Raw genomic sequence first — 24,766 nt, 5'->3', positions numbered from 1 at the left:
ATATAAACGAAAAAAGCCGAGTCCCCTAAAGGGCCCGGCTTTTCTAAATTCAATAGATTTAAACCTTACATAGTATGGAAGCGTATACATTACTTTTTTGGTGACTCGCTTACATGAGTTTTTTCAGCTGGGAAATCCTTCCCTGGCTCACGCCAAGCATGGAGGCAAGTTGCTTTTGTGAAGATGCTGGATGTTCTTCCATAAGCTCTCTCATTTTTTCCAAAATAACATCTGTGCGCTGATAAATTTTTTTCATATGCATATTTTGCTTAAGTGGAGGTGAATGGGTTTCAGTCGCTGTGACCGGAATTAAATCTTCCGTTTTCATCGAGGCTGCACATTCATCGCAGATAAACTGATCTTTAAAGTAGGTGTTGGTATCAACCGCACCGCAAAATATACAGTTGGTTGATTTGTACTTACGGAGCATGAGTGTCTGGTCTTCAATAAAAAACTCTAATGGATCGCCGATGTCAATCTCCATCGTCATGCGCAACTCTTTAGGAAGCACAATTCGCCCCAAGCTGTCCAAGGGCCGGGTCATTCCAGTCCTTTTCATTCATGCAACCTCCCCGCTTTTTTAAGATTTATAGAATGTATAAGGTTTGAGGCAATTCTTATCAATTCTATAACCGCAAGCATAAATTCTTACAAAAAGCGGCCCTTCATTGTTAATCAAGCATGGACGCACTTTTTTTCTTACGAGTATACCATAAACAGGCCGAATCGCCATCGTTCAGATTTATAAAGTTTGAATAAGTTTTAATAAGTTTATTGCGAGCGAACATATATGCTATAATCGTCTGCTAAAGGATTTAATAGGTCGTCTGTAGAATTATTTATATATGCCGTAGCTCGGACAATGATGGCGGTGTTATGGGAAATGGATAAGGGCCAAACGGAATTTTCTGAGCGTTTTGACCCTACAAACAAGAATAAATGACACGGGCCCCGCCTTTAAAGTCCTTATATACAAGTCAGGCAAGGAGGATTTATCATGGAAAAAAGAAAAGCATTGTTGTTAGGAGATTATTCGTATCCGGAGTTTCACCCGCTGCAAGGGGTGGACGAAGAGATTAGCCATATTTTACAGGATTGGATGACGGTACAGTGCAGTGAGAATCGTAAAATGCTGCTTAAGGAAAATCTAACCTCATTTGATCTATGTATCTCGTACTGCGATAGCCGCAAGGAGGTTCTGTCACCTCAACAAACAGCAGGATTGCTGTCTTATGTTAGCGGCGGGGGTGGATTGCTTGTGCTGCATAACGGAATCACATTGCAAGGACGGTATGAAATTGCACAGTTAATGGGGGCACGTTTCTTGCGACACCCGGCTGCAGGTCCACTTTCCTTCAAAGTAACGGAGCCGGATCATCCGATTATGGAAGGAATCGAGCCGTTCGAAATGCAAGAGGAGCCGTATCGTTTTGATTTTGATCCATTCACTGAAAAAACACTATTGATGGAATATGAACACGAAGGCCAGTGGTGGCCGGCGGCATGGTCACTGTCCTATGGCTTGGGTCGGGTCGTCTATTTGATGCCTGGACATAATCAGCCAAGCTTCCAGCACGAGGGATACCGCAAGCTGCTGCTTCAGGCTGCCAAGTGGGCTGGACGCTTTCCGGGTTAAACATAGATCATTCCATTCATTGAGGAAGGGGAGCTGCGAACTTTATGCGGCTCCCCTTTTCAGGTTATACTATAGGTAATCACAGGTAGGGGAGGATATATTATGAGCGATTTGTTCAAAAAAGCCATCTCATTGGGGTGGGGCCTCACCGTTGTCAGCAAAGAAAAGGTGGAGAAAGCCGTCGAGGATCTTGTAAACCGGGGAGAACTTGCGCCCTCGGAATCCAAAGCACTGGTCGATCGTCTGATCGAACGAGGGGCAGAGGAACAGGGACAATTCAAAACAGTGATCCGCGAACAGGTTAGCCGCATTTTGCAGGAGCTGGAAGTCCCTACCGAAAACGATGTCACAAGTTTGGAGCAACGTGTGGCATTGTTGGAAAAACAGGTAGCGGAGCTGGAAAAAGAAAAGGCGGCGCTTACGGGTTCGAGCGACGCTGAAGAAGCGAACCGGCTGGATTAAAATGGCGGTTCGTATGAAGCACGCCGGTCGTTACCGGGAAATTGCCATGGCGCTGGCGCGTCATGGCTTTGGCTATATGGTGGAAGAAATGGGACTGTTCCAGCTGCTGTCATTGCCTCGCAAGTGGCTGACGAGAGAAACTCCCGAGTCCAAAACGCTAGGTGAACGGATTCGACTTGTGCTGGAGGATCTGGGGCCTGCATTCATCAAGCTTGGACAGTTGGCAAGCACACGTGCTGACCTGCTGCCGGAGCCTATTATCCGTGAGCTGGTTAAGCTTCAGGATCAGGTACCACCGTTTTCATCTGAAACGGCGCGTGGCATTCTGGAGCAAGAGCTGGACACGTCATTAGAGGACATACTGGTTCGTTTTGACGATGTTCCGCTGGCTGCTGCTTCGATCGGGCAAGTGCATCTGGGCAAGCTGCACAGCGGCGAAATGGTCGCCATTAAAATCCAGCGTCCTGGCGTTAATCGCATCATTCGGCGAGATTTGGACATTTTGCGGGAACTAACCGCTATGGCAGCCAAGCGCTGGGAGTGGGTAGAGCGGTATCAGCTTCGCCAGATGGTAGAGGAGCTAGGGAGATCGCTCATTCAGGAGCTGGATTACAACCATGAAGCCCGTAATACAGAGAAGATTGCGCTCCAATTTGAGCAGGACCCACATATCTATATTCCGAAAATATACTGGGATCATACCTCTTCCCGTATACTGACCATGGAGTTTCTAGACGGAACTCACTTGGGTAGTCGTGAAGAGCTATTACGCCGTGGATATAACTTGAAAGAACTGGCGCAGCGGCTGGTGAACAGCATGCTGCATCAAATTTTTATAGAGGGATTTTTTCATGCCGATCCCCATCCGGGGAATTTACTCGTTTTGAAAAATGGCAGTCTTGCTTATTTGGACTTTGGCATGACGGGAAGGTTGAGCGAAGAGATGAAGAATCATCTCGCTTCCCTCATTATTGCCCTGATGCGCAAAAATACCGATGCCATGGTTCGGTCTATCGAACGTTTGGGTCTGGTCGAACCGGACACCGACCTGAATGCGCTGCGTGCCGATCTGGACAAGATACGCGAAGATTACTCAGACGTTCCTTTCTCACAGGTCAGTATTGGTGATGCTTTGAACGACCTATTTGGCGCAGCGCAGCGCCATCGGATTGGTTTGCCGTCGGACGTCCTGTTGCTAGGCAAGGCGTTGCTGACACTGGAGGGGGTCGTGGAGCATCTGGACCCCGATCTCAGTATTATCGCTTTGGCTGAGCCCTTTGGTAACAAGCTGTTGAAGGAACGCTTCAGCGGTCGTCGTATCCGAGGCAAGCTGCTGGGTGGTGCGACTGAGCTGGTGGAGACGCTGATGGAACTGCCAGGACATGCGAGGCATTTGGCCTCGATTATCAGCAAGGGCAAGCTTAAGCTGGAGGTTACTGTGCCGGAGCTGGAAATGCTTCTGCGCAGGCTGGATCAGATCAGCAACCGTCTGTCATTCAGTATCGTGCTGTTAGCGTTCAGCATTATTATGGTCGGACTGATTATCGGTTCATCGCTGAATCATCAGGCGACCATGCTGTGGAATGTACCTGCCATTGAAATCGGCTTTGTTGTCGCTCTCTTAATGGTTGCCTTTTTACTGTACTCCATTTTTAAATCGGGAAGATTCTAGATACTGACCAGAAAGGAAAACTTATGGATACACATAAGATGAATAATCTCCAAATTGCAGATGTGCCATGGCACCGCCTGACTACTCCTTATGGTAGGGGCACGAAGTTGCCACAATTGATATCCAACGGGGAGTACGCAGCAATTGCTGATCTGATAGAGCATCAAGGCACATTGTGGCAGGTTACGCCATGGGTGTTACTTTTCTTATTGCGTAATATGCATATGAGAAATTCGGATGATATCACGCGGAGTGAGTTGGAACTGTACCATGTGGTTGTTGGAGCATTGGACATGGAAAACGCACAAGTGGATTCACAGAAGTCTGTAGATTCCCTAACCATGCTGCTGGACGAAAAATATCTATGGCCGGCAGACAGCGATCCAGAAGAAGATGAACTGGAGTGGGAAGAGGAAGAAGCACGCGGTTATGATCCGGTAGCTTTTTGGAGTTATTATGACTATAGCTATCGATTATTGAAGCAAGCACTGCCTGACTTTGAAAGCTTACTCCAGCAGCATGCGGACTCTGAGATTGCTGAAGCCCTATCGGAGCTTGTACAGGAATTGCGAAAATTTTAATTATAAGAAAACGAATCAAATGAGCTATGACAGCAAACTAATCTTTTGCTAAGGAGTGATTTTAGTGGCAAAAAAATTAACTGATCTACATCGAATACGTCTCTTAAATCTCCTTCGTGATATTGGGTTTGAACCATCAAAAGTTACTATAGAAAATAAACAGGGGGAAACTGAGGTTATTGATTTAGAGTCCCCGTTACCGAAAGGGTTGCAAGCTGTTTTAAATTCCCGAGGCAGCCTAAGTAAGGAGCAATTACTTGAGATCGAAGAGAGTGTTAAACAATCCAGAGAGGATTGGGATTAGATGGGGTATTTATTTGATACGAATGCAGCTATTGCCCTTCATAGACTTGACTCATCTTTGGATAGAGTAATACGACAAGCTGAGAAAGACAAATAGAATTTTTTCTTTTCTGTTATAACTCAGTCCGAGTTTATAGCCGGGTTGCCCACTGATACTGACTTAGATTCAATACCTTTTCTTGGCGGGGAATTTATTGCAGTTAATTCAGATATCGCAGTTAAAGCGGGGCGTATCAGAAGAGAACAAAAAGATAAGTTTGCAAGAAAGCTCAAGACTCCAGATGCATTCATTCTTGCGACAGCTATTATAAACCAATTGGTACTGGTTACGGCGGATCAAGATCTACAGTTCGCGGAGTCTGAGTATGAAGTTAAGGTGATAAACTTTAGCAGGTTAGAATTTTAGGAATTGCGAAAATTTTAATTATAAGAAAACGAATAAGATGAAGATAATGATCGATATTTCAAGGAAATAGATGATTTCTTTCTGTAAACAGCCTTTTAACTCATTCGTCTCTGCGAATTCCTTACGTTATAATGATGGACTGAATGTAACGGACCGGGTTCGTTTGAGAGAGACGAACTGAATGATAGGAGAGCCTTGGCGATTGGGCGCTGGACGGAGACCCGAAACACACGGGGTGCGAGTCAACACGCTACTCTCCGTAAATATAGGAGGCTGGAACGAGACAGTATGAATCTTAGACACCAATGGTTCGGTAATATCCGGGCCGATATACTTGCGGGCATGACCGTGGCGCTAGCACTAATTCCCGAGGCGATTGCCTTCTCGATCATTGCGGGGGTCAATCCCATGGTCGGACTGTACGCCTCCATCTCGATGGCAATTGTCATCTCTTTTGCAGGTGGACGTCCGGCGATGATCTCGGCAGCAACTGGAGCGGTAGCGGTACTGGTCGTTGGCCTAGTGAAGGATCATGGCGTGGAATATCTGTTTGCAGCTACCATTTTGGCAGGAATCATTCAAGTGCTGCTGGGTGTTTTGAAAATAGGTCGCTTTATCAGCTTTATTTCGCAGCCGGTTATGACCGGATTTGTGAATGCGCTGGCGATCCTCGTCTTTATGGCGCAACTCACCCACTTTCATGGAGCTAATTGGATCATGTACGCGATGGTAGCGGGGACGCTGCTCATTGTGTATATTTTACCGAGATTTGTGAAAAGCATTCCTGCTCCATTGACGGCAATCATCATCATGACGATCATTACGTATGTATTTGGATTGAATGTGAAAACGGTAGGAGATATCGGTATGCTAACCAGCTCGCTGCCTTCATTCCATTTGCCGCAAATTGAGTGGTCGTGGCATACTTTGCGGATTTTGTTGCCGTATTCCTTTACGATGGCACTGGTTGGACTGCTGGAATCGCTGCTGACAGCCAGTATTTTGGATGAAATGACCGAAACGAAGAGCAATAAAAACCGGGAAGCCCGCGGGCAAGGGATTGCCAACTTTGTAAATGGCTTTTTTGGTGGTATGGGTGGTTGTGCCATGATCGGACAATCCGTCATTAATGTCAGCTCAGGTGGAAGAGGGCGTTTGTCCACTTTTACGGCTGGGGTATTCTTGGCCTTTCTGCTGCTCGTGCTTGGCGGGGTTGTAAAGGAAGTGCCAATGGGTGCATTGGTAGGAGTCATGTTTATGGTGTGTATCGGAACCGTAGACTGGAAATCGCTCCGAAACATTGCTAAGGTACCCAAGGCGGACACGTTTATTATGGTGGTCACGGTGATCATTGTGGTGGCTACGCATGATTTGTCCAAGGGCGTGATCGTAGGCGTACTGCTGAGTGCTCTGCATTTTGGCTGGAAAATGGCTAAAATTCGCATCAGCGCAACGGAGAACAACGACGAAAAGGTGTACCATGTCAGGGGTCCGATGTTTTTTGCTTCAACGACTCATTTTGTCGATCATTTCGAACCTTCGGATGATCCAGAACGTGTCGTGGTGGACTTCAGTCATTCTCATATTTGGGATCACTCCGCAGTTACTGCCATCGGCAAGGTGTTGCAAAAGTATACGAAATCCGGCAAATCCATCACCCTGCGGGGATTAAATGAGGAGAGCCGTTTAATTGTAGAGAAGCTCGGCGGCCCTCTTGTTACCGAGCCGCTCGTATGATGAATCGTATAGCATAAATCAAAGCTTGAAATGAAATTTATTCATTTCAAGCTTTTTTTATTTATTTCTGAAATAAAACAACACTTTTCTTCCTGAATCATAGATAAATATGACAAATTTTCATCAAAGTATTGACGTAATAATTGGGCAGGAATACAATCATTGTTATTAAGCAGAGCAAGTACATAGGAATAATTGAAAATCGAAAGGTATACACATATGAACTTAGACTGGGAGTTTATTGTAGAGAGCTTGCCGTTATATGGAGAAGCTATGTGGTTGACGTTGAAGATCGCCTTTTTTGCTATTCTATTTTCATTAGTCGTCGGTTTGCTGTGCAGCACAGTACTGTATTACAAGGTAAGGGGAATTAGCGGCATCGTTGTTGCCTATATTGAGCTTTCCCGAAATACGCCGCTGCTTGTACAGTTATATTTTCTGTATTACGGGTTTACGAAAATAGGTCTGCATATGAGCGAAATGACGTGTGCCATTGTGGGCATGACCTTTTTGGGCGGGGGTTATATGGCTGAGGCGTTCCGTGGGGGAATGGAAGCAGTGAGCAAAACCCAGACGGAATCCGGGCTGAGTCTCGGGCTGTCCAAGATACAACTGGCGAGATATGTTATTTTGCCACAGGCTTTTGCCATCAGTGTTCCGTCTCTGGGAGCGAATGCGATTTTTTTGCTCAAGGAGACTTCCATTGTTGGCGCCATTGCTTTATTAGATCTGATGAATGTAGCAAAAGACCTGATTGGCATGTACTACAAAACGACAGAATCGCTAATTCTGCTGGTATTGGCATATCTCGTTCTGCTTTTACCTTTGTCGATACTGCTGACGTGGGTGGAAAGGAAGGTGCGATATGCTGAATTCGGGGATTAATGTGCTCTTTGAAGGTTCCAATTTCGAGCGTCTATTAGGGGGATTGCTCGTTACGCTGGAGATTGCGCTACTTTCCATTATTATCGGTACTCTATTAGGCATTTTGATGGGGTTGCTGCGCACCTTAAAATCAAGACCGATTCGGTTTGTGCTGAGGTTATATTTGGAGACATTCCGCATTATTCCAATTCTGGTGTGGTTGTATGTCGTATATTTTGGATTTACTCCTTTGTTGAATGTGAATATCAGCGGGGAATTGACAGCAATTATCGTATTCAGCCTGTGGGGAGCGGCCGAGATTGGTGACATCGTTCGTGGTGCATTAGAATCACTGCCCAAGCATCAGGTGGAATCCGGGCAAGCATTGGGACTGACATATGGACAGTTATACCGCCATGTGCTCATTCCCCAGGCGGTGCGCCGAATGCTTCCCGGTTCTATTAATCTGGCGACACGGATGATCAAAACCACTTCATTAGTGGTGCTGATCGGTGTAGTGGAAGTGGTCAAGGTCGGGCAGCAGATTATTGAGCTTGGTGTAATCAAGGCGCCCTCGGCATCCTTCTGGGTGTACGGCTTTATTTTCATATTGTATTTTCTCGTATGCTATCCGTTATCCAGACTTTCCAAAAGATTTGAACGCAGATGGCAAAATTAGCAGGATGGGGTGGATGTCATGGGAGAGGCTGTGGAGGTTTTACTCGAAATTCGAGGGCTGCACAAAAGCTTCGAAGACCGAAAAGTACTGCAACAGATTAATCTGGACGTAACGAAAGGGGAAGTCGTGGTCGTTCTCGGTCCTTCGGGATGTGGAAAAAGCACGCTCCTCCGATGTCTCAATGGTCTGGAGCCGGTCCAGAGTGGAGATATCCGTTATAGAGGGCAGGACCTGACGGATAAGAAAGTGAATTGGCGTGAGGTGCGGCAGCATATCGGAATGGTGTTCCAGAACTACGAGCTGTTTCCGCATATGACGGTCTTAGAAAATATACTACTCGGCCCGCTTAAAGTTCAGCGGAGAAGCAAGCAGGAGGCACTTGAGCAAGCGGAGCAGCTATTGGAGCGAGTGGGTCTGCTGGATCGCAAAGATGCGTATCCGAGACAATTATCAGGCGGGCAAAAGCAACGGATTGCAATTGTGCGCGCCCTGTGTATGAACCCGGAAATTATGCTCTTTGATGAAGTCACCGCATCCTTGGACCCGGAAATGGTCAGAGAGGTGCTGGATGTCATGCGAGAGCTAGCACAGCAGGGCATGACCATGATTATCGTGACGCATGAAATGGGATTTGCCAAGTCGGTAGGGGATCGTATCGTTTTTATGGATCAAGGACAGATATGCGAAATGACTACGCCACAGCAATTTTTTACCCAACCGGAAACAGAGCGTGCCCAGCACTTTCTGGATATATTTCAGTACGAAACGATATAAACAGGGGGATGAATACAGATGAGAAAAGGAATGAAGTTCACGACGTTATTACTGGCTTTGAGCTTGCTGATTGTTGGTTTGGCCGGATGTGCAGGAGGCGGAAATACCAACGGTAGTTCAGGCTCGGCTAAATTTGCTTCGATTGAGGACATTAAAAAGAATGGCAAGATTCGAATAGGTGTATTTGCAGATAAGCCGCCTTTTGGCTACGTGGATTCGGAAGGGAAGAATCAAGGCTTTGACGTCTATATTGCGAAGCGGTTTGCCAAAGATCTCTTGGGTGACGAGTCCAAGGTGGAATTTGTTCTGGTGGATGCTGCCAGCCGGGTCGCCTATTTGGAATCCAACAAGGTAGATATCATCATGGCTAACTTTACGGTGACGGATGAGCGTAAGGAAAAAGTCGATTTTGCCAACCCGTATATGAAATTATCCTTTGGCATTGTGTCGCCTGATAGCGCTCCAATCACCACGATTGACCAATTGAAGAATTCGGATCAGAAGCTGATTGTCGCAAAGGGAACAACGGCTGAAACCTATTTCACGAAAAATTACCCTGATATCAAGCTGCTTAAATTCGATCAATATACAGAAATCTTCTCAGCCCTCAAAGACAAACGCGGCGCCGCCATTGCCAACGATAATACAGAGCTGATCGCCTGGGCAAAGGCCAACCCTGGCTTTACCGTAACCATCCCGGCCTTTGGTGGTCAAGATACGATTGCACCCGCAGTAGCAAAGGGAAATAAGGAGTTATTAGACTGGATCAACAATGAGCTGGCTACATTAGGCAAGGAAAACTTTGTGCATCAAGCCTACAAGGACACATTGACCTCTGTTTACGGAGAAGGCTTTACAGATCAACTGGTCGTAGAGGGCGGCAAAGTGGATTAATTTTTGTATAAGTTGCTTATTAATTATAAAGAAGCGTTGGGCTTGCTGTCCCAACGCTTCTTTCATATGGGGAAAAGGGAGCACGGGCAACTACTTATTTAGTCATGGAGATGTCCGCGGGGCCAATAGTAATCTTCATTCTCATGTTATAGTTTCACTGTTTCTCCATTCCATCTTCGGGGATGTATTCTATAATATCAGCAAGAGTAATAGTCCTTGAAAATCTTCGTTGATAGGCAATTCTGTTCAAAGCATCCAGGATATGGACAAGTGTTTCTAATTCAAGTCTTTTGGTTTTGCCATTTACCATATCTATTACAGTAGCCGGACGTATTTTTGCTTCTACGGCCAGTTTATTTCGGGAAATATCAAGTTCTTCTAAAATATCGCCAAGTTTAAAATGATATCTCTCATGAATATTCATGATAAAAAATACTCCTTTATCAGTATAGATTCTAGTTACACGTACTCTGAAATAATGATAACGATTATGCTAAATAACAAGGGAAAAAATATCCCTGCCAGGGGCAGAGATATAAGGTGCAGCGGACTATTCTGTGAATGTATCAGTGTTTCTCTGATTCATCCTCAGGTATATATTCGAGAACATCATGTAGGGTTAATGGACGACCAGAGAGCCGAATCAGTGTTTCCATCACGGTATTAAATGTTTTAAATTCGATTCGCTTGGATGTATTGTTACACATCTCATAGATGGTATTAGGCCTGATTTTTGCCTCACGAGCGAGAGCGTTTTTAGTAATCCCGATTTCTCGAAGTAATTCTTCAAGTTTAAAAACAATTCCCATACATACACCTCATTATAGAAATTTAAATAGAAATAGCATTAACTATTGAAGTTTATCTTTAAAGGATATAAAATAACTACAAAGGTTAATCTTGAAAAGTTATAAAATTTACAAATCTAATCTTTAGTAAAGACCGATTTAATAGATGTGAAGGGAGCTAAATCTAAATGAACAAAGGCAATTTTGAAAAAGTAAGTGTCATTCTTGGTCCCTGTGATCTTCCGCATATGTATGAGCTTTTTGAAGGCTATCTGATCAAGGACCGTTACGTCATGATGATCGACAATAGCGTGCTTACTCTTCGACATGTAAAAAAGGAAAAGCATTATTCGCATCTATATGTTGATGGTGACACGGGAGGAATCACTCTTGCAAGACATGTACAACGTGAAGACATAGATGTGATTACTGAGTTGGTCGAACGATTGCGCAACATGGATGCATTAAGTTTTCTTACAGATGAACTGTTATGGAACACATGTCGGGAAGATATAGACTTTGACTTAGTTCGGAATAAAGGACTATGAAAAATGGCGAACGTAAATTCTGATTCGAATTTTTGTTCTCGTTTTACTTATATAATGTAACACAGAAGCGTAAAAGGGTGAAATGAACACTGCCGTAATAAAGATACATACTCCCCCAAAAGCTCTTGCATGCTAGTAGATTTCATTATATAATCTTAAATGATAATGAGAATCATAATCATTAATAACAGTCTTTAGGTGCATGCTCCCAATATGAGCCTAAGTGAATAGGATGGTGATGTACACATGGCTAAAGCAGATGTGGCAACTGCCAGAAGACAGCTTCGGAGTCCGAACAAGGTAACTCGCAGACGAGCTTTGAGAACGATCAAAGCTGCGAAACGCGCGAAGTAGCAGGTTCCAAGTTAACTGCAAATGGCAATACCAGTGTCAAATTTTTCAGTCTCCTCGTTTTGATATTGCACCTGCATTCCTGATGGTGGTACACAGGAAAGTAGGTGTCTTTTTTTGAATAATAAAAAAGCGCCAGGCGGGTATCGAACCGTTCTGGCGCATTATTTGGAGATATAAAAAAACCAAACTCAAAATGAACATAAAAACGGAGTAGACGAAATAGTGCTGTACAAGCGAAGCGATCGCTTTAAAAGCTTTCCGTAGGAAAGCGCGCTTCGGAAGCATCACCTCCCCGGATTACTACTCTATAAAAGGCTTTGTTCAAGAAATCCGGGGGCGGTGGCGATGGGAAGCACTATCCGACTGCGTAGTGGCACAATATGAAACTTTTAAGTTCGGTTTTAATACAAAAACTACACTTATTTCTTTTGTGCAAACAGCCATTCAATCATATCCTGATTTTGCAAAGCCGGAACCCAGGAAAAGTGTCCTGTAGGTTTGATAATCCCTGCTTCGTATTCAGTGAAGTGAATGAGGTTTCCGTTTTGTGCTTTAATGGCAGCGACCATTTCTTGCGAGTTTTTAGGACTTACTGTGGTATCGTCTGCAGCATGGAAGGCCCAAATAGGAACGTTTTTCAATGCCTCGACGTGTGTAGGTTCAACAGGCGCATACATGTTAACGGCTTTTTCATAGTTGGTCAAACCGGCAATCGGCACACCTGCGGCGAACAAGTCCAGATTTTTTTCCAACAATCTCCACGTTCCCATGGCTCCTTGAGAAATACCAACAATATAGATTCGGTTGGTATCGATCGGGTATTTTAACGCCGTTTCACGTACCAGATCGGCTATAGCGCTGTTACGTGGCTCATCCGCCCAAATGAATTTATGCTCCAGGTCAATCGGGCTTTGTGGAGCGATGACGAAGGATGGGTGTTTGGCTTGCTGCTCAGGAGAAGCCCAAGTGACAGCACCAGCATTCGCTAACAGGTTGACTCCGTTTCCATCACCGCGTTCGCCGTTTCCGTGCAGGAATACAACCAACGGGTAGGTTTTGCCTGGTTCTACTTTAGGTTCAAATGTAAAGTAGTTCAGCTTGAAGCCTTCTTTATTTTCAAAGGTGTTTTTTTGGAAATCGTCCACGGTTGGTGTAATTTTATCCGTTGCTTTTACAGTCTGTGTAGAGGCTGGGATGACTGTTTTCTTTGAAGTTGCAATATCTTCCTTTTGACTAATCGTATAATTCAGCGTGTTGATGCGGTTAACTGCGCTTGTTGCATCGTAAGTAAGGGTACTTGCATTTTTATCTTGTGTATCCAGCTCAATCACGACATATTTACCATAAGTACTGCGGTTGGTGATGGCTCCAGTATCATTGGTATATACACCGGTTACGGTTCTGTCTGTATATACATCATTGAGTACAGATTGAACCTGAAAGCTGGACGTGGATAAGGATGCCCCGTCAATATTGGTGCTGTATTTCAGTACGACAGCAGAAACGACTTCACCCAAAGGCTGTACCTGAGTAAGTAGGGTAGCCTGTGGCGCTGGGACATCGGCTGCTGCGGCAGAGCTGGAGGATGGGAAAAAGATCGTAAGCAGGAACACGAAAGATAATAAAACAAGGGCAAAACGTCTTCTTTGCATGAGATTAATCTCCTTTGGTGTCATTTTTTAAAGCGCTTACTACATGTTCGGGATGGTTGACTGTATGCTGTGGAATTCATACAAATCAAAAAAGGCAAACTCCGGGTACACGTGTGTACTCGGGTTTTGCCTTTTCAGTAACAATCCCACTTGAAGGATAACACCTTCATTGGAATCTGACAAGTGAAAGCGCTACATTTTTGGGTGTTTTTAAAAAAAGTTTTACTTTCGTTACGGATGATTCTACAAAAATCCTTAAAGCAGCTTGCAATTAGAAGTGGATATGTCGAACTCATGGTATTCATCTATAGTGGGCAACCAAGATACCGGGCTTTTCAATGGTAATATTGTGGTATATAATCTCCTTAACTTAACACTGTTAACTTAAATAACGATGTTAACAAAAGGGGATGAAATCATGAACCAATACGATGTTATTGTCATCGGTGCAGGACTGGGTGGCTTGTCCTGTGCAGCAAGACTTTCCGCGCTCGGTTACCGAACAGCTGTTTTTGAAAGCCATACTTTGGCTGGTGGTTTCGCAACTGAATTTACAAGAAAGGGATATACCTTTGATGTCTCCTTGCACGGTGTCGGCGGACTCGAGGAGGGCAGCTTCGGTCGGCTGTTAAAGGACTGCAAAGCGGACCAGCGAATTGTTCCCCTCCGCAAAAAGCACCCTTACTCCATTCGTTGGGAAGGACAGACCATTGATATTCCGTCCGATGTTCAGGAGTATGTGCAGCTCCTCAAAAACATGTTTCCCGCTGAGGTGGCAGGCATTGACAGTTTATTCGCGGGCATTCGCCGTTTTGAAACAGGCTTTTCTGCTTTTTCTACTCTCACTTCCTGGCGCAAGGCGGTTGGCCTGCTCAAAGCAGGAACCTTCTTCCGTTGGACGCAAATGACGACCTGGGAAGCTGTAAGCCAATTCGGGTTGTCTGACCGATTCACGGAATTTTTTACCGCGCTGTGGGCCTATTATGGATTGCCTCCAAAGCGGCTTGCGGCCTTGTATTTTTTCATTCCCTGGATCGGCTATCATTTGGAGGGGACGTACTACATTGAGGGAGGCGCACAGGCTTTATCCAATGCATTGGTTGACGCTATTAAGTCAGCGGGAGGAGAAGTTCACCTGCGCAGTCAAGTATCTGAGATTATACTCGAACGCGGTAAAGCAGTTGGAGTCCGTCTGAAAAAAGGCGATATATATAAAGCCAACTGGATTGTGTCTGGTATCAGTCCCCATCATACGTATGGCCGCCTACTGGAAAACCATGATGCTGCCCGTCGTGAGCTGGAAGCTGTCAGCAGTCTGGAGACTGGCACGTCTCTCACCCAGCTATATCTGGGATTATCATGTGAGCCTCATGAGCTTGGCATCACCGAAGAAGACTTAATCCTGTGCAATGAGCCGGATTCGGAAACAGATTATGAAGTTATGATGAGCGGCCAGTATACCAAAGGCAACTGGATGCTCACGAATTATAACGCCATGGACCCTAAGCTTAATGAACCGGGAAAGGGTGTCATTGCAATTACATTTTTGGACAGATTGGAGAACTGGCCTGCCGCACGTCCCCAATATAAAGCCAAAAAAGAAGCCGTGACACAGCAGATACTGGGATGTCTAGAACAGCTGTATCCGGGTTTTCGCAGCAAGGTAGTGGTGGCCGAGTTGGGCACACCGCGCACGATGCAGCGTTATACCGCTAATCCCGACGGGGCCGTTTATGGCTACGCACAAACGGTCCGGCAGTCCGGTATAAAAAGACTGAAGCACAAATCAGCTGTGAATCGTCTGTCATTGGTAGGGGCCTGGACACAGCCTGGGGGCGGGTTTCAAGGGGTTATGAACTCGGGTATAATGGAAGCTGATCGTATCGCCGCCAAATTGGGGTAGGCAGAAAGGGCAAGTACATCTACTCATGAAACATATCAAACGCCGAGAACGTGAAAGCAGTGAGATCCGCCGGAAAATCATTGAGGCCGCCCGGTCGCTTTTCCTGAATCAAGGATATGCCGAAGTCTCCATGCGCAAAATTGCGGATCAGATCGAATATTCACCAACAACTATTTATCATTATTTTGCCAATAAGGAAGCCGTGGTCCGTGAACTGCTGGTAGAAGGAAATACCTTGTTCCTGCAGGCTCTTCAGCAGCGTGTGGATGAAGCACAGGCAGCGGGATTGAACGCTCTGGACACACTGAAAACGGTATCTGATGCGTATGTTCGTTTTGGAACGGCTAACCCGGAATATTACAACATCCTGTTTATCAGCAACCTGGAATCTGTAAGCTTGGTCAGCCTTATAGACAGTGGGCGTTTTAAAGGCTTTGAGTTGCTTGAAGCTGGGCTCAAAGCCGCTATGGAGGAAGGCTGCATCATGCAAGGAGATGAGCGCCTGATCGCCAGATCCGTATGGAGCATGCTGCACGGATTGACTTCTTTGCTCCTGAATTTTGAACTTCCTATGGCAAAATCCAATGATGAATTGATCGCATTCACTATAGATACTTTCCTCAGGGGGTTAAGCCGCTGACGCAGCGGCTAACTTTCTTTACCTCGCATCACTGTACATGCGAATCCGCGTCTGAAAGCTGCTTAAGCACGGCTTCAATGCGACGTTTATCTTTTTTGAGCATAACGAGCTGCAAAGAAGCAAGAAGCAGATCTGAGATATTGGCCCAAGCGTCTGCTTCCAGAGCGGGAAGAAGATCCCGATGAATCATGATATCCAGCGCCTCCGTTGCAATTTTCTGATGAAGCTCGCTATCGGATAGCCATTCAATCAACTGCTCAGCTGTAGGACGGGAGTGAGCGAAAAGTATTGCCCAGCCATCCACCGGATGATTGACTTTATCCCGTATCCAGTTAATGCTCTGTGGTGAACGAAAATGCTGTAGCTGCCCATTAGCGGTGTATCCTTCTAATTTGTCTTCTGCAGCCGAATCCTGTAGCAGGTGATTGCAAACACATACCAAGCCTTCCTGCTCGGGTAGGCAACGGGCGCTCAGATAGGCACGTGTGGACACAAATGCACCCTTAGCATGTAGGGTATTGTTTTGAGCTAAAGATGTCCATGCTTGCGCGGTTTCTGGTTCCTACAAGGAGCGGACCCAATCAGCAGCCCCAATCCCCGCGGTCTCCCCTACCAAAACGGCCCAAGTAGAGAATGGAACCTGGCTATGTTGAATGTTCTGCCAGTGCTGCTCCCAGGCAAGAAAAATATCCTTTGGATCATAGGCTTGAAAAGCCTGCAACACAGCAGGATGATCTACGCCATGCATGGTGGTGTAATGGATCAGCGTCTCCAACGACTGCGCATCCTCCAGTTTCATCGTGCAAAACATGTTCAACCAGCGTAGCCAGAGTTGCAGTGGTGGGCTGTTTAGCTGAATGCCATGCTCATCGGCCACTTTAAACCAATCCCATAGCCATAGCCCATGCAAGGTGAGCATGGTGTCTATATAGGCAGGTAGATTTTCCGCAAGCAGCGTGAACTGGTCCAACTCGTGATGATAGCAGAACACCGCTGGCTCTGTAGTGGATGTCGCCATATCAAGCAGTATCGGATCACCCGCACCATTATAATTAAGGATCAGATATCGTTGCTCGTCCGCTACCGAGTCGGTATCTTCCCCATAGGATGAAAAATAGCCAATATACTCATGATTCCAGCCAAACTCTCCTGTGATATCGTCTAGGATACTCTGCTCTTGTTCAAGATCATTGCTGTTTTTATATGAACACTCCGGTCCATCAGCTACAATACAGTGTGGGGGGAGGCACCATAGTAAATTTAAGCTGCCACACCGCTGTATTAATTCAGACAGGGAGGCAGGCAAAGGCATCCGCAGCCGTTCCTCCAGCTCAGTTAGTTCACCTGTAGAAATCCCCTCCGTCCATTGGTATACCACATCAGGCATCCCACTTTGTCTCAGACGATCAACGACTTGTTCCAGTTTTTCTAAGGTTTGTGCAAAATGTACTGTCATTCGTATTCGTCCTCCTCTTACTCTACAACCCGACAATGCTCTTTTTGCAAGAATGCTAGAATTTCATCACGAAGTGCTATCGCTTTCGGTTCATAAATGATCGCCACTTCGCGTCCATATGCATAGTTAAAACGCACGTATCCGCCTAGAGTATGAAGAAAAGCCATGCAGATATGCTCATTTTCAATCCATAGGTTTGAGGCAAAATGCTGTTTAAACCGCTGAGCCAATGCTTGTATGGATGCCGGAGCGAAATCCAGGGCTTGCTCGTTCGGATGGGCTGGATTGTAGGCCTCGGTCGTATCCGGGGGATTAAACAGTAGGAATGTTGCGGCTTTGTCTGGGCTGACAGGTTCGAAATAACGGGGAAATGGTTCCATCTTTCCGAATTCATCCCGTAAAATATGTTCCAGTGTTTCTGTGAATGGGACTTGAACATCTAAAGTCTTCGTAGTAATGATCTCCGAGTGTCGTGGCAGCCACCGTCGTATGTTGTGTGGAAACCCAATACATGTAGGATACACCTGCTTTCCGGCACTCTATCTATAGGGATAGAGATCAAAAGTAAATGAGAGATATGCTATAATTAGGAAATAAAATAGTTATAGATTAGTCTATCTTAATTTCATAGGAACTACAATTTGTGAGGGGACGAAGGAGGAACACATCTTATGACAACATCAGGGGTACAAGCCTACATAGATCCAATTTTTGAGGCGATTGATGAGGCGTACGCTTCTGAGCAAAAGCGCATCGCCGAATTCCAAATCAAAAGTGTCCTTCACGAAGGGATTCATGAATACTTAAAAGTTACCTGTAAGAAGGATGGGCTGTGGGTGGATACCTACGAACCGTTTGATTGGGATCATCGTAGACCGGACATGGAGATTTCTGGTTTTACGGAGGGGGTAACACTGCAGCAGGTTCAGGACGAATGGATGCCTGTGTTTAGGGAACGGATAGAGGCGCTATTTAATTCGGAAGAATTCAGTTCCATGTTCTTTCGTTATCGGCTGGATTTTCATCTGGAAGTGGTCTTGGAGAGTAAGGCCAATCATTTTACATTCTCACTCCTAAATGAAGATAAACGGCAGCAACTGTTAGCCACTATCCAGCAGTTTGTGGAGCAGAAGCTCAACCCCTCCAGTAAAGCTATCCCGAAGGAAGAGGACGATTTCTTCTTAGTGAGACACTTGCTTGATCCTCATTTGTACGCTATAGATCCCCAGCGGGTGGATGAGTTTCTCCATATAATGGATGCCAAAGTGAAGGTCAGCCGCAAGCGTGAGGAAGCATGGAGGTATCAGCTCAGCAGTGGCTTAAAGCATTGGGCTGAAGATGAATTTTTGCTGAAGTATGCGGATCGGGAAAAAAGCTATGGGTTGGATTATAAAGTGAAGCCCGATATTCTCCCTTCGGAAATTCCCGCGCCAGCCATGGAGATGTTCCTGCTTACCGCGATGCGGGTGGGTTCGACCGATGCCGATGCACGGCAGAAATATTTGGAGATTGCTGCACAGCTAGGCTCGGAGCAGGCTTCCGTGTGGCTTGAGAGCGGATCAGGAAGCATCCCAGCGCTACATACAAGCGAGCGAGTCATCTGCCAAGCCAATGATATTTTGCAAACATTGGAGGTTCAGATTCGTTCAGAGGAAGAAGAAAGCTATAGACAAGCACTTGTATATTTATGCGATATTTTAAAGAAGGGCTTTACCAAGGAATATCGGATGAAGTTCAAAAGCAAGGTGAAAAACTACCTGCCTGTACCCAAGTTGGCTAAATCTACGCTACATCGTTTCTTCGCCAATGCACTTGAGTATCCGTCGCTGCATCCGTTGCTGGCTGAATATGCCGAAACCGTGATGGAAGAATTCAAATGGTATAACGATGTAGAGCCCGGTGAAAAGTCGGCGATGCCGGGAACCTATGCGGTAATGGGATTAGGACTGAAAGGAACGAACTATTTCCCATTAGTGAATCGTTATATGAAGCTGGTGGACAGTGAACATCAGTCCGTACAGGACGGTTACGCGGCTGCTTTTGCCGAAGCGCATGGGCTAACACCTGACACGATCCCCGTTTGGACGAGGATTCTACTGGCAAGCAACGAGTCTGCCAAACCACTGAAGTCATCCGGAATCGAAACTGTAGAGCAGGCACAGGTACTGGTGGAGGAGCTTGAGAAGCTGGAGGACTACGAACAAGAGGTGCTTGTTTATCGTATATGGGGTGGCGCGAAGAAACTAAAAAACAGCCTGAAGCAGGCTGTCCCTGAGGTGAAAGAGTTGCTGGAGACGCTTATTCCATAAAAGCATCATATTCATGATAATATCGCAGTCCCTGCGCAATGCGTTCAATATCCGGCTCGCTTCCGCTGTGGCGTAACACTTCAATAACATCCTGTACAGTCGCTACCTCCAGCCAAGATTGCACGTGATGGTCTGGCAGAGATGCAGGGATACTTTCATCACGATGATTGGTGACGGTGAGACCCGCATCCTCCAGCTCCCACAATTCTTCCTCGGGGATGATGTAGTAGGTAGAATTGAGCGGATTACTTTGAACACGTTCCAGATTGGCAAATACCCATTCATTGATTTCTGTTTGGTCAACGGCATGAACTAGTGCTTCAAGGCTGTCAAAAGTTAGTATGCTCATGTATGGAGGCCCCTCTCTTAGCTGCTGGCTTATGCTGTAGCTTTTGTAATATCTTTAAGATGGCCTGGCGATTCTTCGCATCCTTAATGTACTTGGGAATGGAATGGGAAGCCGTACGCATCATACCGGATGTAGGCTTTTCCCGCAACTCAGCAGAGATATAGGAGAGCAGGTAATTCAGGTGTATCCGGTTAAGAGCCCAGACAGGTTTACCCCGATAGTAATCAAGGAAGTACAGCTGGAGCTGGAAAATAGGGTCTTTTCCGTTTTGGATCACGTCCGTATGCCATTCGCGTGATTGAACACGATGCACCGGAACCTGATTACGTGTCTCACAGTGCGGACAGTTTATATTCGTATTTTTATGGAGTTTCGTTCGGTCATCATGGATTTCGATATTAAAATACCGTTCGCAATGGTTGCATACGCCGCGTGCATAGAATGTATAAGATTCTGGCTGCTGATACGTGTAGTAACAATGAGAGCATCGAACAACGTAATAACACTCTTTTTTGGATCTGGAAATAAAAGCTTGGCCCTGACAACGGGGACAGTGAACAGCTACTTGTTCTCCTCTCCGGATCACGGCGGCAAAGTCATATTTATATCCATGTTCATCTTTGAAGCGCTTTTGCTCCATATTCGTTCCTCCTTTTCGGAAAGAGCGTAAAAACGTACATTTTATGATTCATATGTTATAATATTCCTCAACAACAGAATGGCTTAGATGGGCGGTCGGCTAGTCTCCTGTGAGGGAGGTGAGGCCTGTGGAGGTTAAAGACACCTTAATGTTGATGATTCAATTCGCAACGTTGGTGATTCTGATTCTTTCCTTCCATAAAAAGAAATAGACCGCCCGTGGTAGGAACCGGTCTATTTCGAATACCGTGAACTTGCAGCCACCGCCCTTAAAAGCGGCTGTTGCCAAAGAGTGAGGATGTTGACGCATCTTCACTCTTTTTTAGAATATACATCTTATTCCCATTTTAACACTTGAAAAAGACCTTTTCAATGTGCCTAAGAGCGAAAAGGTGAATAAAGATGCGCGAAAGGAGAGGGCGAGCATGAGCATTTTTACAGGACTACAGCGTCCGCAATTCCAGGCCTACTATGATGAGGAATTTCTTATAGAGCATTGTTTTGAAAATGGTATGGGCTTTCCGCCTTCTTATATAGATTATGTCAAAACTCTTGGTTACGGGCGACTATGCGGCTTATGGAACATTCATATTCCTCTTGGTGATCACCCGGATTCATGGCTCCATCGTTATCATGATTGGCGGGCTTGGTTTTATGATTTGCTGGAGTCAGAAGAGGTTTTACAAGAAGCGGTGCTGGAGCCAGATGGTTTTCCGGAGCTTTTGGAGCATGCGGTCCCTTTCGCTTCCAGTGGAGAGGATGACTTGCTGATCTGGGATATTCAATCGCCTGATGAACGGGGGGAATTCCCAATCTATGCTTTGAATCTACGCACATGGGGCAATTTTCGGTATGCAGCCTCGGATTTGTATAGCCTCGTCGAAGCGTTGGTGGATGAAGAGCGCGTAAAGTCGGTATTGGGCACAGATCGTACACCATTCCCTTATACATTCGAGCCTTTTTAACAACGCTTTTTTGAATCTACCATACAGTGCGCAGATCACCTGACATACCGCAAATCGGCCATCATGCGTGGGAATAACAAAAATATCGCCTTCCCGATGCTTGATTCTTTTGAACACCATCGTCAGGCCAGCTCTTCCTGAATTATCTCTGTTTTTAGACCTTTAGCGCTGGTAATCGTAATGCTGATCGCATCATAGCCGTTCCGCTTCACATCTTCAAAATTGCATCGTTCGCCGCTGATCAGCTCTAACTGTCCATTCTCATCCACATCGTCTGCAAACTCGTCATCCCAATCCACATTATAAAAAGCGGTCAAGCTTACCTCGAAAGTATCTTCACCATCTTCGTCCAGATAGGGCAGCAGGGGAGTGCGATTGTTCTGCTGTTCCTTGGTATACACTTCGCATAGCAGAGCATCGTAACCATGGCGGGTTCCATCAAAAATCACGATTTGTTCACCTGTGACTGCATCTTCTGCAATAATGAGCTGGGGTGCAAATTCAGTTACAGCGATTAGCTCGTCCATAAACTCTCCATAATAAAAAATGTGGAATTTCGTATGTCCGGCCTGTGAACGGAGCTTACCTGTCCACTCCTGCTCGACCCATGCCTCCGGGTTCTCGGGTACAACCCAACCTTCCAAATAAGCCGGTCCCCATTTAGGATTATGTATTTCTGTCATCAGTAGGCCTCCCTTTCTGCTCGTTGAGTCGTTCAATTACCTGGTTAAAAAACGTTGTAAAGTCTGTTGCCACCAGATACAAATGTCCACATTGGGCCTGCTCTGCAACATCATAGTTCAGTTTGTCATCATAAGCATGAAGATGTGTGCGGTCCCAGTAGTACACATACGGGGTGTATTCATTACATATCAGAACGTAAAAATTGTCGCCCGCATCTGCACCAATCAACAAAGCGTTCTCGACATGATTGATTTCATCCAGAAATTCATTATTAATCGCTAGCGGTGCATCATTTGTGAGATCATGTCATAGATAAGGTGACGATTTTGTTGTTCTCATCCACATCTACCTTCACATTCACTCCCAGCTTGTCCTTAAACAGCTTACTGATATTGATATAGTCATCCTTTACCGCACGGCTTGATCTACCGGTTGTGCGAGTCATTCCAGCGGTGATGATGGAACGGACGTATGTTTTATCGAGCTTGGCTTCGGGATTATAGGTATAAATAATCTGTTCCTGCTGATTGTAATAATGGGTTAATTCCGTGTAGTCGTTAGCATTCTCATACTGCTTTTCCTCACGCACATACTCAGGATGGTCCATGGTGTAGTGGACTCCCCCGTCGAGGAAAGGATTTTCCTTGGAGGGTCGGAGTTCATAGTGTCCGTAGGCTAGTTGAAACAGATACTCTATGCCTGAGCCCTCCGCCTGATAGTAGAGCTGACGATTGTCTCCTTTTTTATCTATAGCGGTATAGCTGCTGATTAAAGGCCAGGCATCATACTTTTTATCCTTTATTTCAATGGCAAGCTTGTAATGTACAAGCACCTTTTCATTTTGAAATAATCCAAAGCTACTCATAATGAAATAGGCAGGCACACATATAATTCCGATAATCAATATGAATATAAATATTCTTACACGCATAAGTAGAGTGATTCTCCTTTGGATGTCGATGATGTGGACAGCTCCCGTTCTACGGATGGTTTCTCCAACTCATCTGCCAGAACTTCAATGGTGGTCATCAGCTCATGGAAATTATCCTCAATCAGTTCTCCCTGGAAGGGGCGGAGCATCCCTAGAAATCCGTTTTGCATTTTGGGATGATCCAGATCATCCTGAATAAAAGAATGACAACGTAACAGCTCGCGAGCCTCCTGTTTATTCATTCAGTTCCTTAATCTCTGCGCGGATACCTCTGCACAGAAAGCTACCTGACAGTCCCGACAAGGCATCGATATCAACGACCATGTCTGCTTCTTCATAGCGGAAATCAAGCTGCAAGATGATGTTTTCTGTTTCTACAGGAGTTAATACATGTTCTTTGGTTTCCAGAAATGTAAAAGTCACTGCATAGCGTGGGACGTCTTTTGCTGGAGCCTCAGGGATTACAGGTGCCTCAGCCGAAGGCTCCAGATCCGGTGATCTAGGGACAAGCACGCTAGCGTAGGATAGCTCAATCGTCAGTGTAATCTGGTCTTTCGTCATATTAGCAGCCGTAATTCGGTCATAATGAAAGGGAGGAAAATAGCCGAGCTTTTCAACAATGCTGTCTGCACCTTGAATAGAAACGGTTGGAGAGAAAGCCAGTTCCAGTCCGATGGACCCTGCCAGTTGGTCTTCATATTCTGGATTGATACGTACAAGGGCTTGTTCCGGCTCTACTTTCAAAATCGTGCCTATAAAATACTGTTTGCCATGGATCAGAACAATATCATGCGGAACGAACGGCAACGCTCCCCCGGCTTGATAATGAATGAGATATTCGTTCTCTTTTTTTTCAACCTTTTGAACTTGAATTTGCATAAATTGCAGCCTCCTAGGGTTAATGGTATGGCGGATTGTTTAAGTGTGTGGTAAAGGGAACGGAGCCCACGATTGAAAAACATACTTCATATCCGGTGTATCCTGTTCGAGCATAAATGGAACAATATCCATAATAGCGCGTGCTTTACTGCCAGCATAAAAGTTACGCGGACTGTGTAGCAGCTTGTGTGCCTTTAACCACTGGCTCAGCTTCATCATAACGTCTTCGACGATTGCTTGGTCGATATTTTCATAAACGTCCTGACGGATTGAAATGAGCATGCCGCAATGATTAGAAGATTGGCACATGGGGTCATTGGACAAAAGAATGTACACTTCCGGCGTTGTCCCTTTGTTATAGGATGATTTGATACTGGGAGCCTCGATAGCTAGCATCAGCGGAATCAATTCATCATCGGTTACAATGCGGAGCAACTCTTGCAGGTTGTTAACCACAAGCATCCATCCTTTATTCATGAATTACCAATTCTTATACCATAATATATGACATGAAGATCGAATTCACCTTTTACATCGACTGTGGTACTGTTCATTAAAATCGTTTGGAAACCAGTTCAACTTCGCGTATACTAGGAAAGTCATACATGGAACGGGCCTGAGCCGCATGGCGGCCGTATGTTGGTTACATGAACAGATTCAA

The 24,766-nt window shown here is 45.5% G+C and carries 32 protein-coding genes and 1 pseudogene; 18 read left to right on the top strand and 15 right to left on the bottom strand.

Annotated features, from left to right (window positions below; translation table 11 throughout):
• Positions 1-109 precede the first annotated feature (109 nt).
• The gene (locus tag ACYCSE_RS07360) at positions 110-559 is read right to left on the bottom strand and encodes an AbrB/MazE/SpoVT family DNA-binding domain-containing protein (protein WP_039271650.1); all 450 of its coding nucleotides are present in this window, start codon (positions 557-559) and stop codon (positions 110-112) included.
• Between the two features lie 438 nt (positions 560-997).
• On the opposite strand from ACYCSE_RS07360, the gene ACYCSE_RS07355 reads away from it, so the two are divergent.
• The 11 genes from ACYCSE_RS07355 to ACYCSE_RS07305 all read left to right on the top strand — a co-directional run bounded on the left by ACYCSE_RS07355 (position 998) and on the right by ACYCSE_RS07305 (position 10,008).
• Entirely contained in the window at positions 998-1,636 is a 639-nt protein-coding gene (locus tag ACYCSE_RS07355) for a ThuA domain-containing protein (RefSeq protein ID WP_039271649.1), read from the top strand.
• A 102-nt stretch (positions 1,637-1,738) separates the two neighbouring features.
• Complete coding sequence (locus tag ACYCSE_RS07350) at positions 1,739-2,098, top strand: phasin family protein (protein WP_013312404.1); 360 nt, start codon at positions 1,739-1,741, stop codon at positions 2,096-2,098.
• 1 nt (position 2,099) lies between these two features.
• The gene (locus tag ACYCSE_RS07345) at positions 2,100-3,770 is read left to right on the top strand and encodes an ABC1 kinase family protein (RefSeq protein ID WP_322172934.1); all 1,671 of its coding nucleotides are present in this window, start codon (positions 2,100-2,102) and stop codon (positions 3,768-3,770) included.
• 23 nt (positions 3,771-3,793) lie between these two features.
• Positions 3,794-4,351, top strand: a complete 558-nt coding sequence (locus ACYCSE_RS07340; RefSeq protein WP_459701919.1) for a hypothetical protein — start codon at positions 3,794-3,796, stop codon at positions 4,349-4,351.
• A 64-nt stretch (positions 4,352-4,415) separates the two neighbouring features.
• The gene (locus tag ACYCSE_RS07335; RefSeq protein WP_069290586.1) at positions 4,416-4,655 is read left to right on the top strand and encodes a hypothetical protein; all 240 of its coding nucleotides are present in this window, start codon (positions 4,416-4,418) and stop codon (positions 4,653-4,655) included.
• 141 nt (positions 4,656-4,796) lie between these two features.
• Complete coding sequence (locus tag ACYCSE_RS07330) at positions 4,797-5,060, top strand: PIN domain-containing protein (protein ID WP_459701918.1); 264 nt, start codon at positions 4,797-4,799, stop codon at positions 5,058-5,060.
• Positions 5,061-5,348: 288 nt separating this feature from the next.
• Positions 5,349-6,797 (top strand): SulP family inorganic anion transporter, encoded by a 1,449-nt coding sequence (locus tag ACYCSE_RS07325; protein ID WP_459701917.1) that lies wholly within the window; start codon positions 5,349-5,351, stop codon positions 6,795-6,797.
• A gap of 219 nt (positions 6,798-7,016) precedes the next feature.
• Positions 7,017-7,682 carry an amino acid ABC transporter permease gene (locus ACYCSE_RS07320; RefSeq protein WP_039271644.1) on the top strand — a complete coding sequence of 222 codons (666 nt, stop codon included), beginning with the start codon at positions 7,017-7,019 and terminating at the stop codon, positions 7,680-7,682.
• Positions 7,663-8,340 carry an amino acid ABC transporter permease gene (locus ACYCSE_RS07315; protein WP_069290584.1) on the top strand — a complete coding sequence of 226 codons (678 nt, stop codon included), beginning with the start codon at positions 7,663-7,665 and terminating at the stop codon, positions 8,338-8,340. Before ACYCSE_RS07320 ends, ACYCSE_RS07315 begins: the two co-directional genes overlap by 20 nt.
• 18 nt (positions 8,341-8,358) lie before the next feature.
• Positions 8,359-9,114: an amino acid ABC transporter ATP-binding protein gene (locus ACYCSE_RS07310; protein ID WP_165177831.1), complete on the top strand. Its 756-nt coding sequence runs from the start codon at positions 8,359-8,361 to the stop codon at positions 9,112-9,114.
• A gap of 18 nt (positions 9,115-9,132) precedes the next feature.
• Positions 9,133-10,008, top strand: coding sequence for a cysteine ABC transporter substrate-binding protein (locus tag ACYCSE_RS07305; RefSeq protein WP_069290583.1), 876 nt, complete (start codon positions 9,133-9,135; stop codon positions 10,006-10,008).
• Between the two features lie 154 nt (positions 10,009-10,162).
• On the opposite strand, the gene ACYCSE_RS07300 is transcribed toward ACYCSE_RS07305, so the two are convergent.
• Together ACYCSE_RS07300 and ACYCSE_RS07295 are read right to left on the bottom strand one after the other, a co-directional pair.
• Positions 10,163-10,432, bottom strand: a complete 270-nt coding sequence (locus tag ACYCSE_RS07300; protein WP_452567674.1) for a helix-turn-helix domain-containing protein — start codon at positions 10,430-10,432, stop codon at positions 10,163-10,165.
• A 142-nt stretch (positions 10,433-10,574) separates the two neighbouring features.
• On the bottom strand, positions 10,575-10,817 hold the full coding sequence (locus ACYCSE_RS07295) for a helix-turn-helix domain-containing protein (RefSeq protein ID WP_235306563.1): 243 nt from the start codon (positions 10,815-10,817) through the stop codon (positions 10,575-10,577).
• Between the two features lie 167 nt (positions 10,818-10,984).
• Between ACYCSE_RS07295 and ACYCSE_RS07290 the strand changes: the two genes are divergently transcribed.
• Entirely contained in the window at positions 10,985-11,344 is a 360-nt protein-coding gene (locus ACYCSE_RS07290) for a hypothetical protein (RefSeq protein ID WP_235306562.1), read from the top strand.
• A 246-nt stretch (positions 11,345-11,590) separates the two neighbouring features.
• On the top strand, positions 11,591-11,698 hold the full coding sequence (locus tag ACYCSE_RS07285; RefSeq protein ID WP_158451783.1) for a putative metal homeostasis protein: 108 nt from the start codon (positions 11,591-11,593) through the stop codon (positions 11,696-11,698).
• Positions 11,699-12,117: 419 nt separating this feature from the next.
• Here ACYCSE_RS07285 and ACYCSE_RS07280 read toward each other — a convergent pair whose 3' ends face one another.
• Positions 12,118-13,350 (bottom strand): peptidase, encoded by a 1,233-nt coding sequence (locus ACYCSE_RS07280; protein WP_459701916.1) that lies wholly within the window; start codon positions 13,348-13,350, stop codon positions 12,118-12,120.
• 418 nt (positions 13,351-13,768) lie between these two features.
• Here ACYCSE_RS07280 and ACYCSE_RS07275 point away from each other — a divergent pair, with 418 nt between their 5' ends.
• Both ACYCSE_RS07275 and ACYCSE_RS07270 read left to right on the top strand, forming a co-directional pair.
• Positions 13,769-15,253: a phytoene desaturase family protein gene (locus tag ACYCSE_RS07275; protein WP_459701915.1), complete on the top strand. Its 1,485-nt coding sequence runs from the start codon at positions 13,769-13,771 to the stop codon at positions 15,251-15,253.
• 25 nt (positions 15,254-15,278) lie between these two features.
• Positions 15,279-15,893, top strand: a complete 615-nt coding sequence (locus ACYCSE_RS07270; RefSeq protein WP_061831995.1) for a TetR/AcrR family transcriptional regulator — start codon at positions 15,279-15,281, stop codon at positions 15,891-15,893.
• Positions 15,894-15,921: 28 nt separating this feature from the next.
• Here ACYCSE_RS07270 and ACYCSE_RS07265 read toward each other — a convergent pair whose 3' ends face one another.
• The 3 genes from ACYCSE_RS07265 to ACYCSE_RS07255 all read right to left on the bottom strand — a co-directional run bounded on the left by ACYCSE_RS07265 (position 15,922) and on the right by ACYCSE_RS07255 (position 17,729).
• Positions 15,922-16,386, bottom strand: coding sequence for a hypothetical protein (locus tag ACYCSE_RS07265; protein WP_459701914.1), 465 nt, complete (start codon positions 16,384-16,386; stop codon positions 15,922-15,924).
• A 69-nt stretch (positions 16,387-16,455) separates the two neighbouring features.
• Positions 16,456-17,349: an SMI1/KNR4 family protein gene (locus tag ACYCSE_RS07260; protein WP_459701913.1), complete on the bottom strand. Its 894-nt coding sequence runs from the start codon at positions 17,347-17,349 to the stop codon at positions 16,456-16,458.
• Positions 17,350-17,366: 17 nt separating this feature from the next.
• The gene (locus ACYCSE_RS07255; protein WP_459701912.1) at positions 17,367-17,729 is read right to left on the bottom strand and encodes a hypothetical protein; all 363 of its coding nucleotides are present in this window, start codon (positions 17,727-17,729) and stop codon (positions 17,367-17,369) included.
• Between the two features lie 291 nt (positions 17,730-18,020).
• Here ACYCSE_RS07255 and ACYCSE_RS07250 point away from each other — a divergent pair, with 291 nt between their 5' ends.
• The gene (locus tag ACYCSE_RS07250) at positions 18,021-19,658 is read left to right on the top strand and encodes a DUF6138 family protein (protein ID WP_459701911.1); all 1,638 of its coding nucleotides are present in this window, start codon (positions 18,021-18,023) and stop codon (positions 19,656-19,658) included.
• Here the strand turns inward: ACYCSE_RS07250 and ACYCSE_RS07245 are convergent.
• The gene (locus ACYCSE_RS07245; RefSeq protein ID WP_254328218.1) at positions 19,648-20,007 is read right to left on the bottom strand and encodes a DUF7716 domain-containing protein; all 360 of its coding nucleotides are present in this window, start codon (positions 20,005-20,007) and stop codon (positions 19,648-19,650) included. The two genes, ACYCSE_RS07250 and ACYCSE_RS07245, sit on opposite strands and share 11 nt — an antisense overlap.
• On the bottom strand, positions 19,988-20,647 hold the full coding sequence (locus tag ACYCSE_RS07240; RefSeq protein ID WP_250240659.1) for a hypothetical protein: 660 nt from the start codon (positions 20,645-20,647) through the stop codon (positions 19,988-19,990). The genes ACYCSE_RS07245 and ACYCSE_RS07240 overlap by 20 nt, the downstream gene beginning before the upstream one ends.
• A gap of 148 nt (positions 20,648-20,795) precedes the next feature.
• Between ACYCSE_RS07240 and ACYCSE_RS07235 the strand changes: the two genes are divergently transcribed.
• Positions 20,796-20,858, top strand: coding sequence for a hypothetical protein (locus ACYCSE_RS07235; protein WP_459702486.1), 63 nt, complete (start codon positions 20,796-20,798; stop codon positions 20,856-20,858).
• A gap of 213 nt (positions 20,859-21,071) precedes the next feature.
• Positions 21,072-21,611 carry an SMI1/KNR4 family protein gene (locus ACYCSE_RS07230; RefSeq protein ID WP_459701910.1) on the top strand — a complete coding sequence of 180 codons (540 nt, stop codon included), beginning with the start codon at positions 21,072-21,074 and terminating at the stop codon, positions 21,609-21,611.
• 3 nt (positions 21,612-21,614) lie between these two features.
• Here the strand turns inward: ACYCSE_RS07230 and ACYCSE_RS07225 are convergent.
• The 6 genes and pseudogenes from ACYCSE_RS07225 to ACYCSE_RS07200 all read right to left on the bottom strand — a co-directional run.
• Positions 21,615-21,731: pseudogene (locus ACYCSE_RS07225) on the bottom strand (Imm26 family immunity protein); the annotation flags it as partial.
• Positions 21,732-21,733: 2 nt separating this feature from the next.
• Positions 21,734-22,294, bottom strand: coding sequence for a hypothetical protein (locus tag ACYCSE_RS07220; RefSeq protein ID WP_459701909.1), 561 nt, complete (start codon positions 22,292-22,294; stop codon positions 21,734-21,736).
• Positions 22,295-22,596: 302 nt separating this feature from the next.
• Positions 22,597-23,226 (bottom strand): hypothetical protein, encoded by a 630-nt coding sequence (locus ACYCSE_RS07215; RefSeq protein WP_459701908.1) that lies wholly within the window; start codon positions 23,224-23,226, stop codon positions 22,597-22,599.
• Positions 23,217-23,468 (bottom strand): hypothetical protein, encoded by a 252-nt coding sequence (locus tag ACYCSE_RS07210; protein ID WP_459701907.1) that lies wholly within the window; start codon positions 23,466-23,468, stop codon positions 23,217-23,219. Before ACYCSE_RS07210 ends, ACYCSE_RS07215 begins: the two co-directional genes overlap by 10 nt.
• Positions 23,461-24,105 (bottom strand): immunity 50 family protein, encoded by a 645-nt coding sequence (locus ACYCSE_RS07205; RefSeq protein WP_250266845.1) that lies wholly within the window; start codon positions 24,103-24,105, stop codon positions 23,461-23,463. The genes ACYCSE_RS07210 and ACYCSE_RS07205 overlap by 8 nt, the downstream gene beginning before the upstream one ends.
• A gap of 39 nt (positions 24,106-24,144) precedes the next feature.
• A complete protein-coding gene (locus ACYCSE_RS07200; protein WP_459701906.1) occupies positions 24,145-24,582 on the bottom strand; it encodes a hypothetical protein in 438 nt (145 codons plus the stop codon).
• Between the last annotated feature and the right edge of the window lie 184 nt (positions 24,583-24,766).

This window comes from Paenibacillus sp. SEL1, assembly GCF_054602535.1.
Note: the sequence above shows the minus strand (reverse complement) of the source record. Positions and strands in the feature narration are given on the sequence as shown.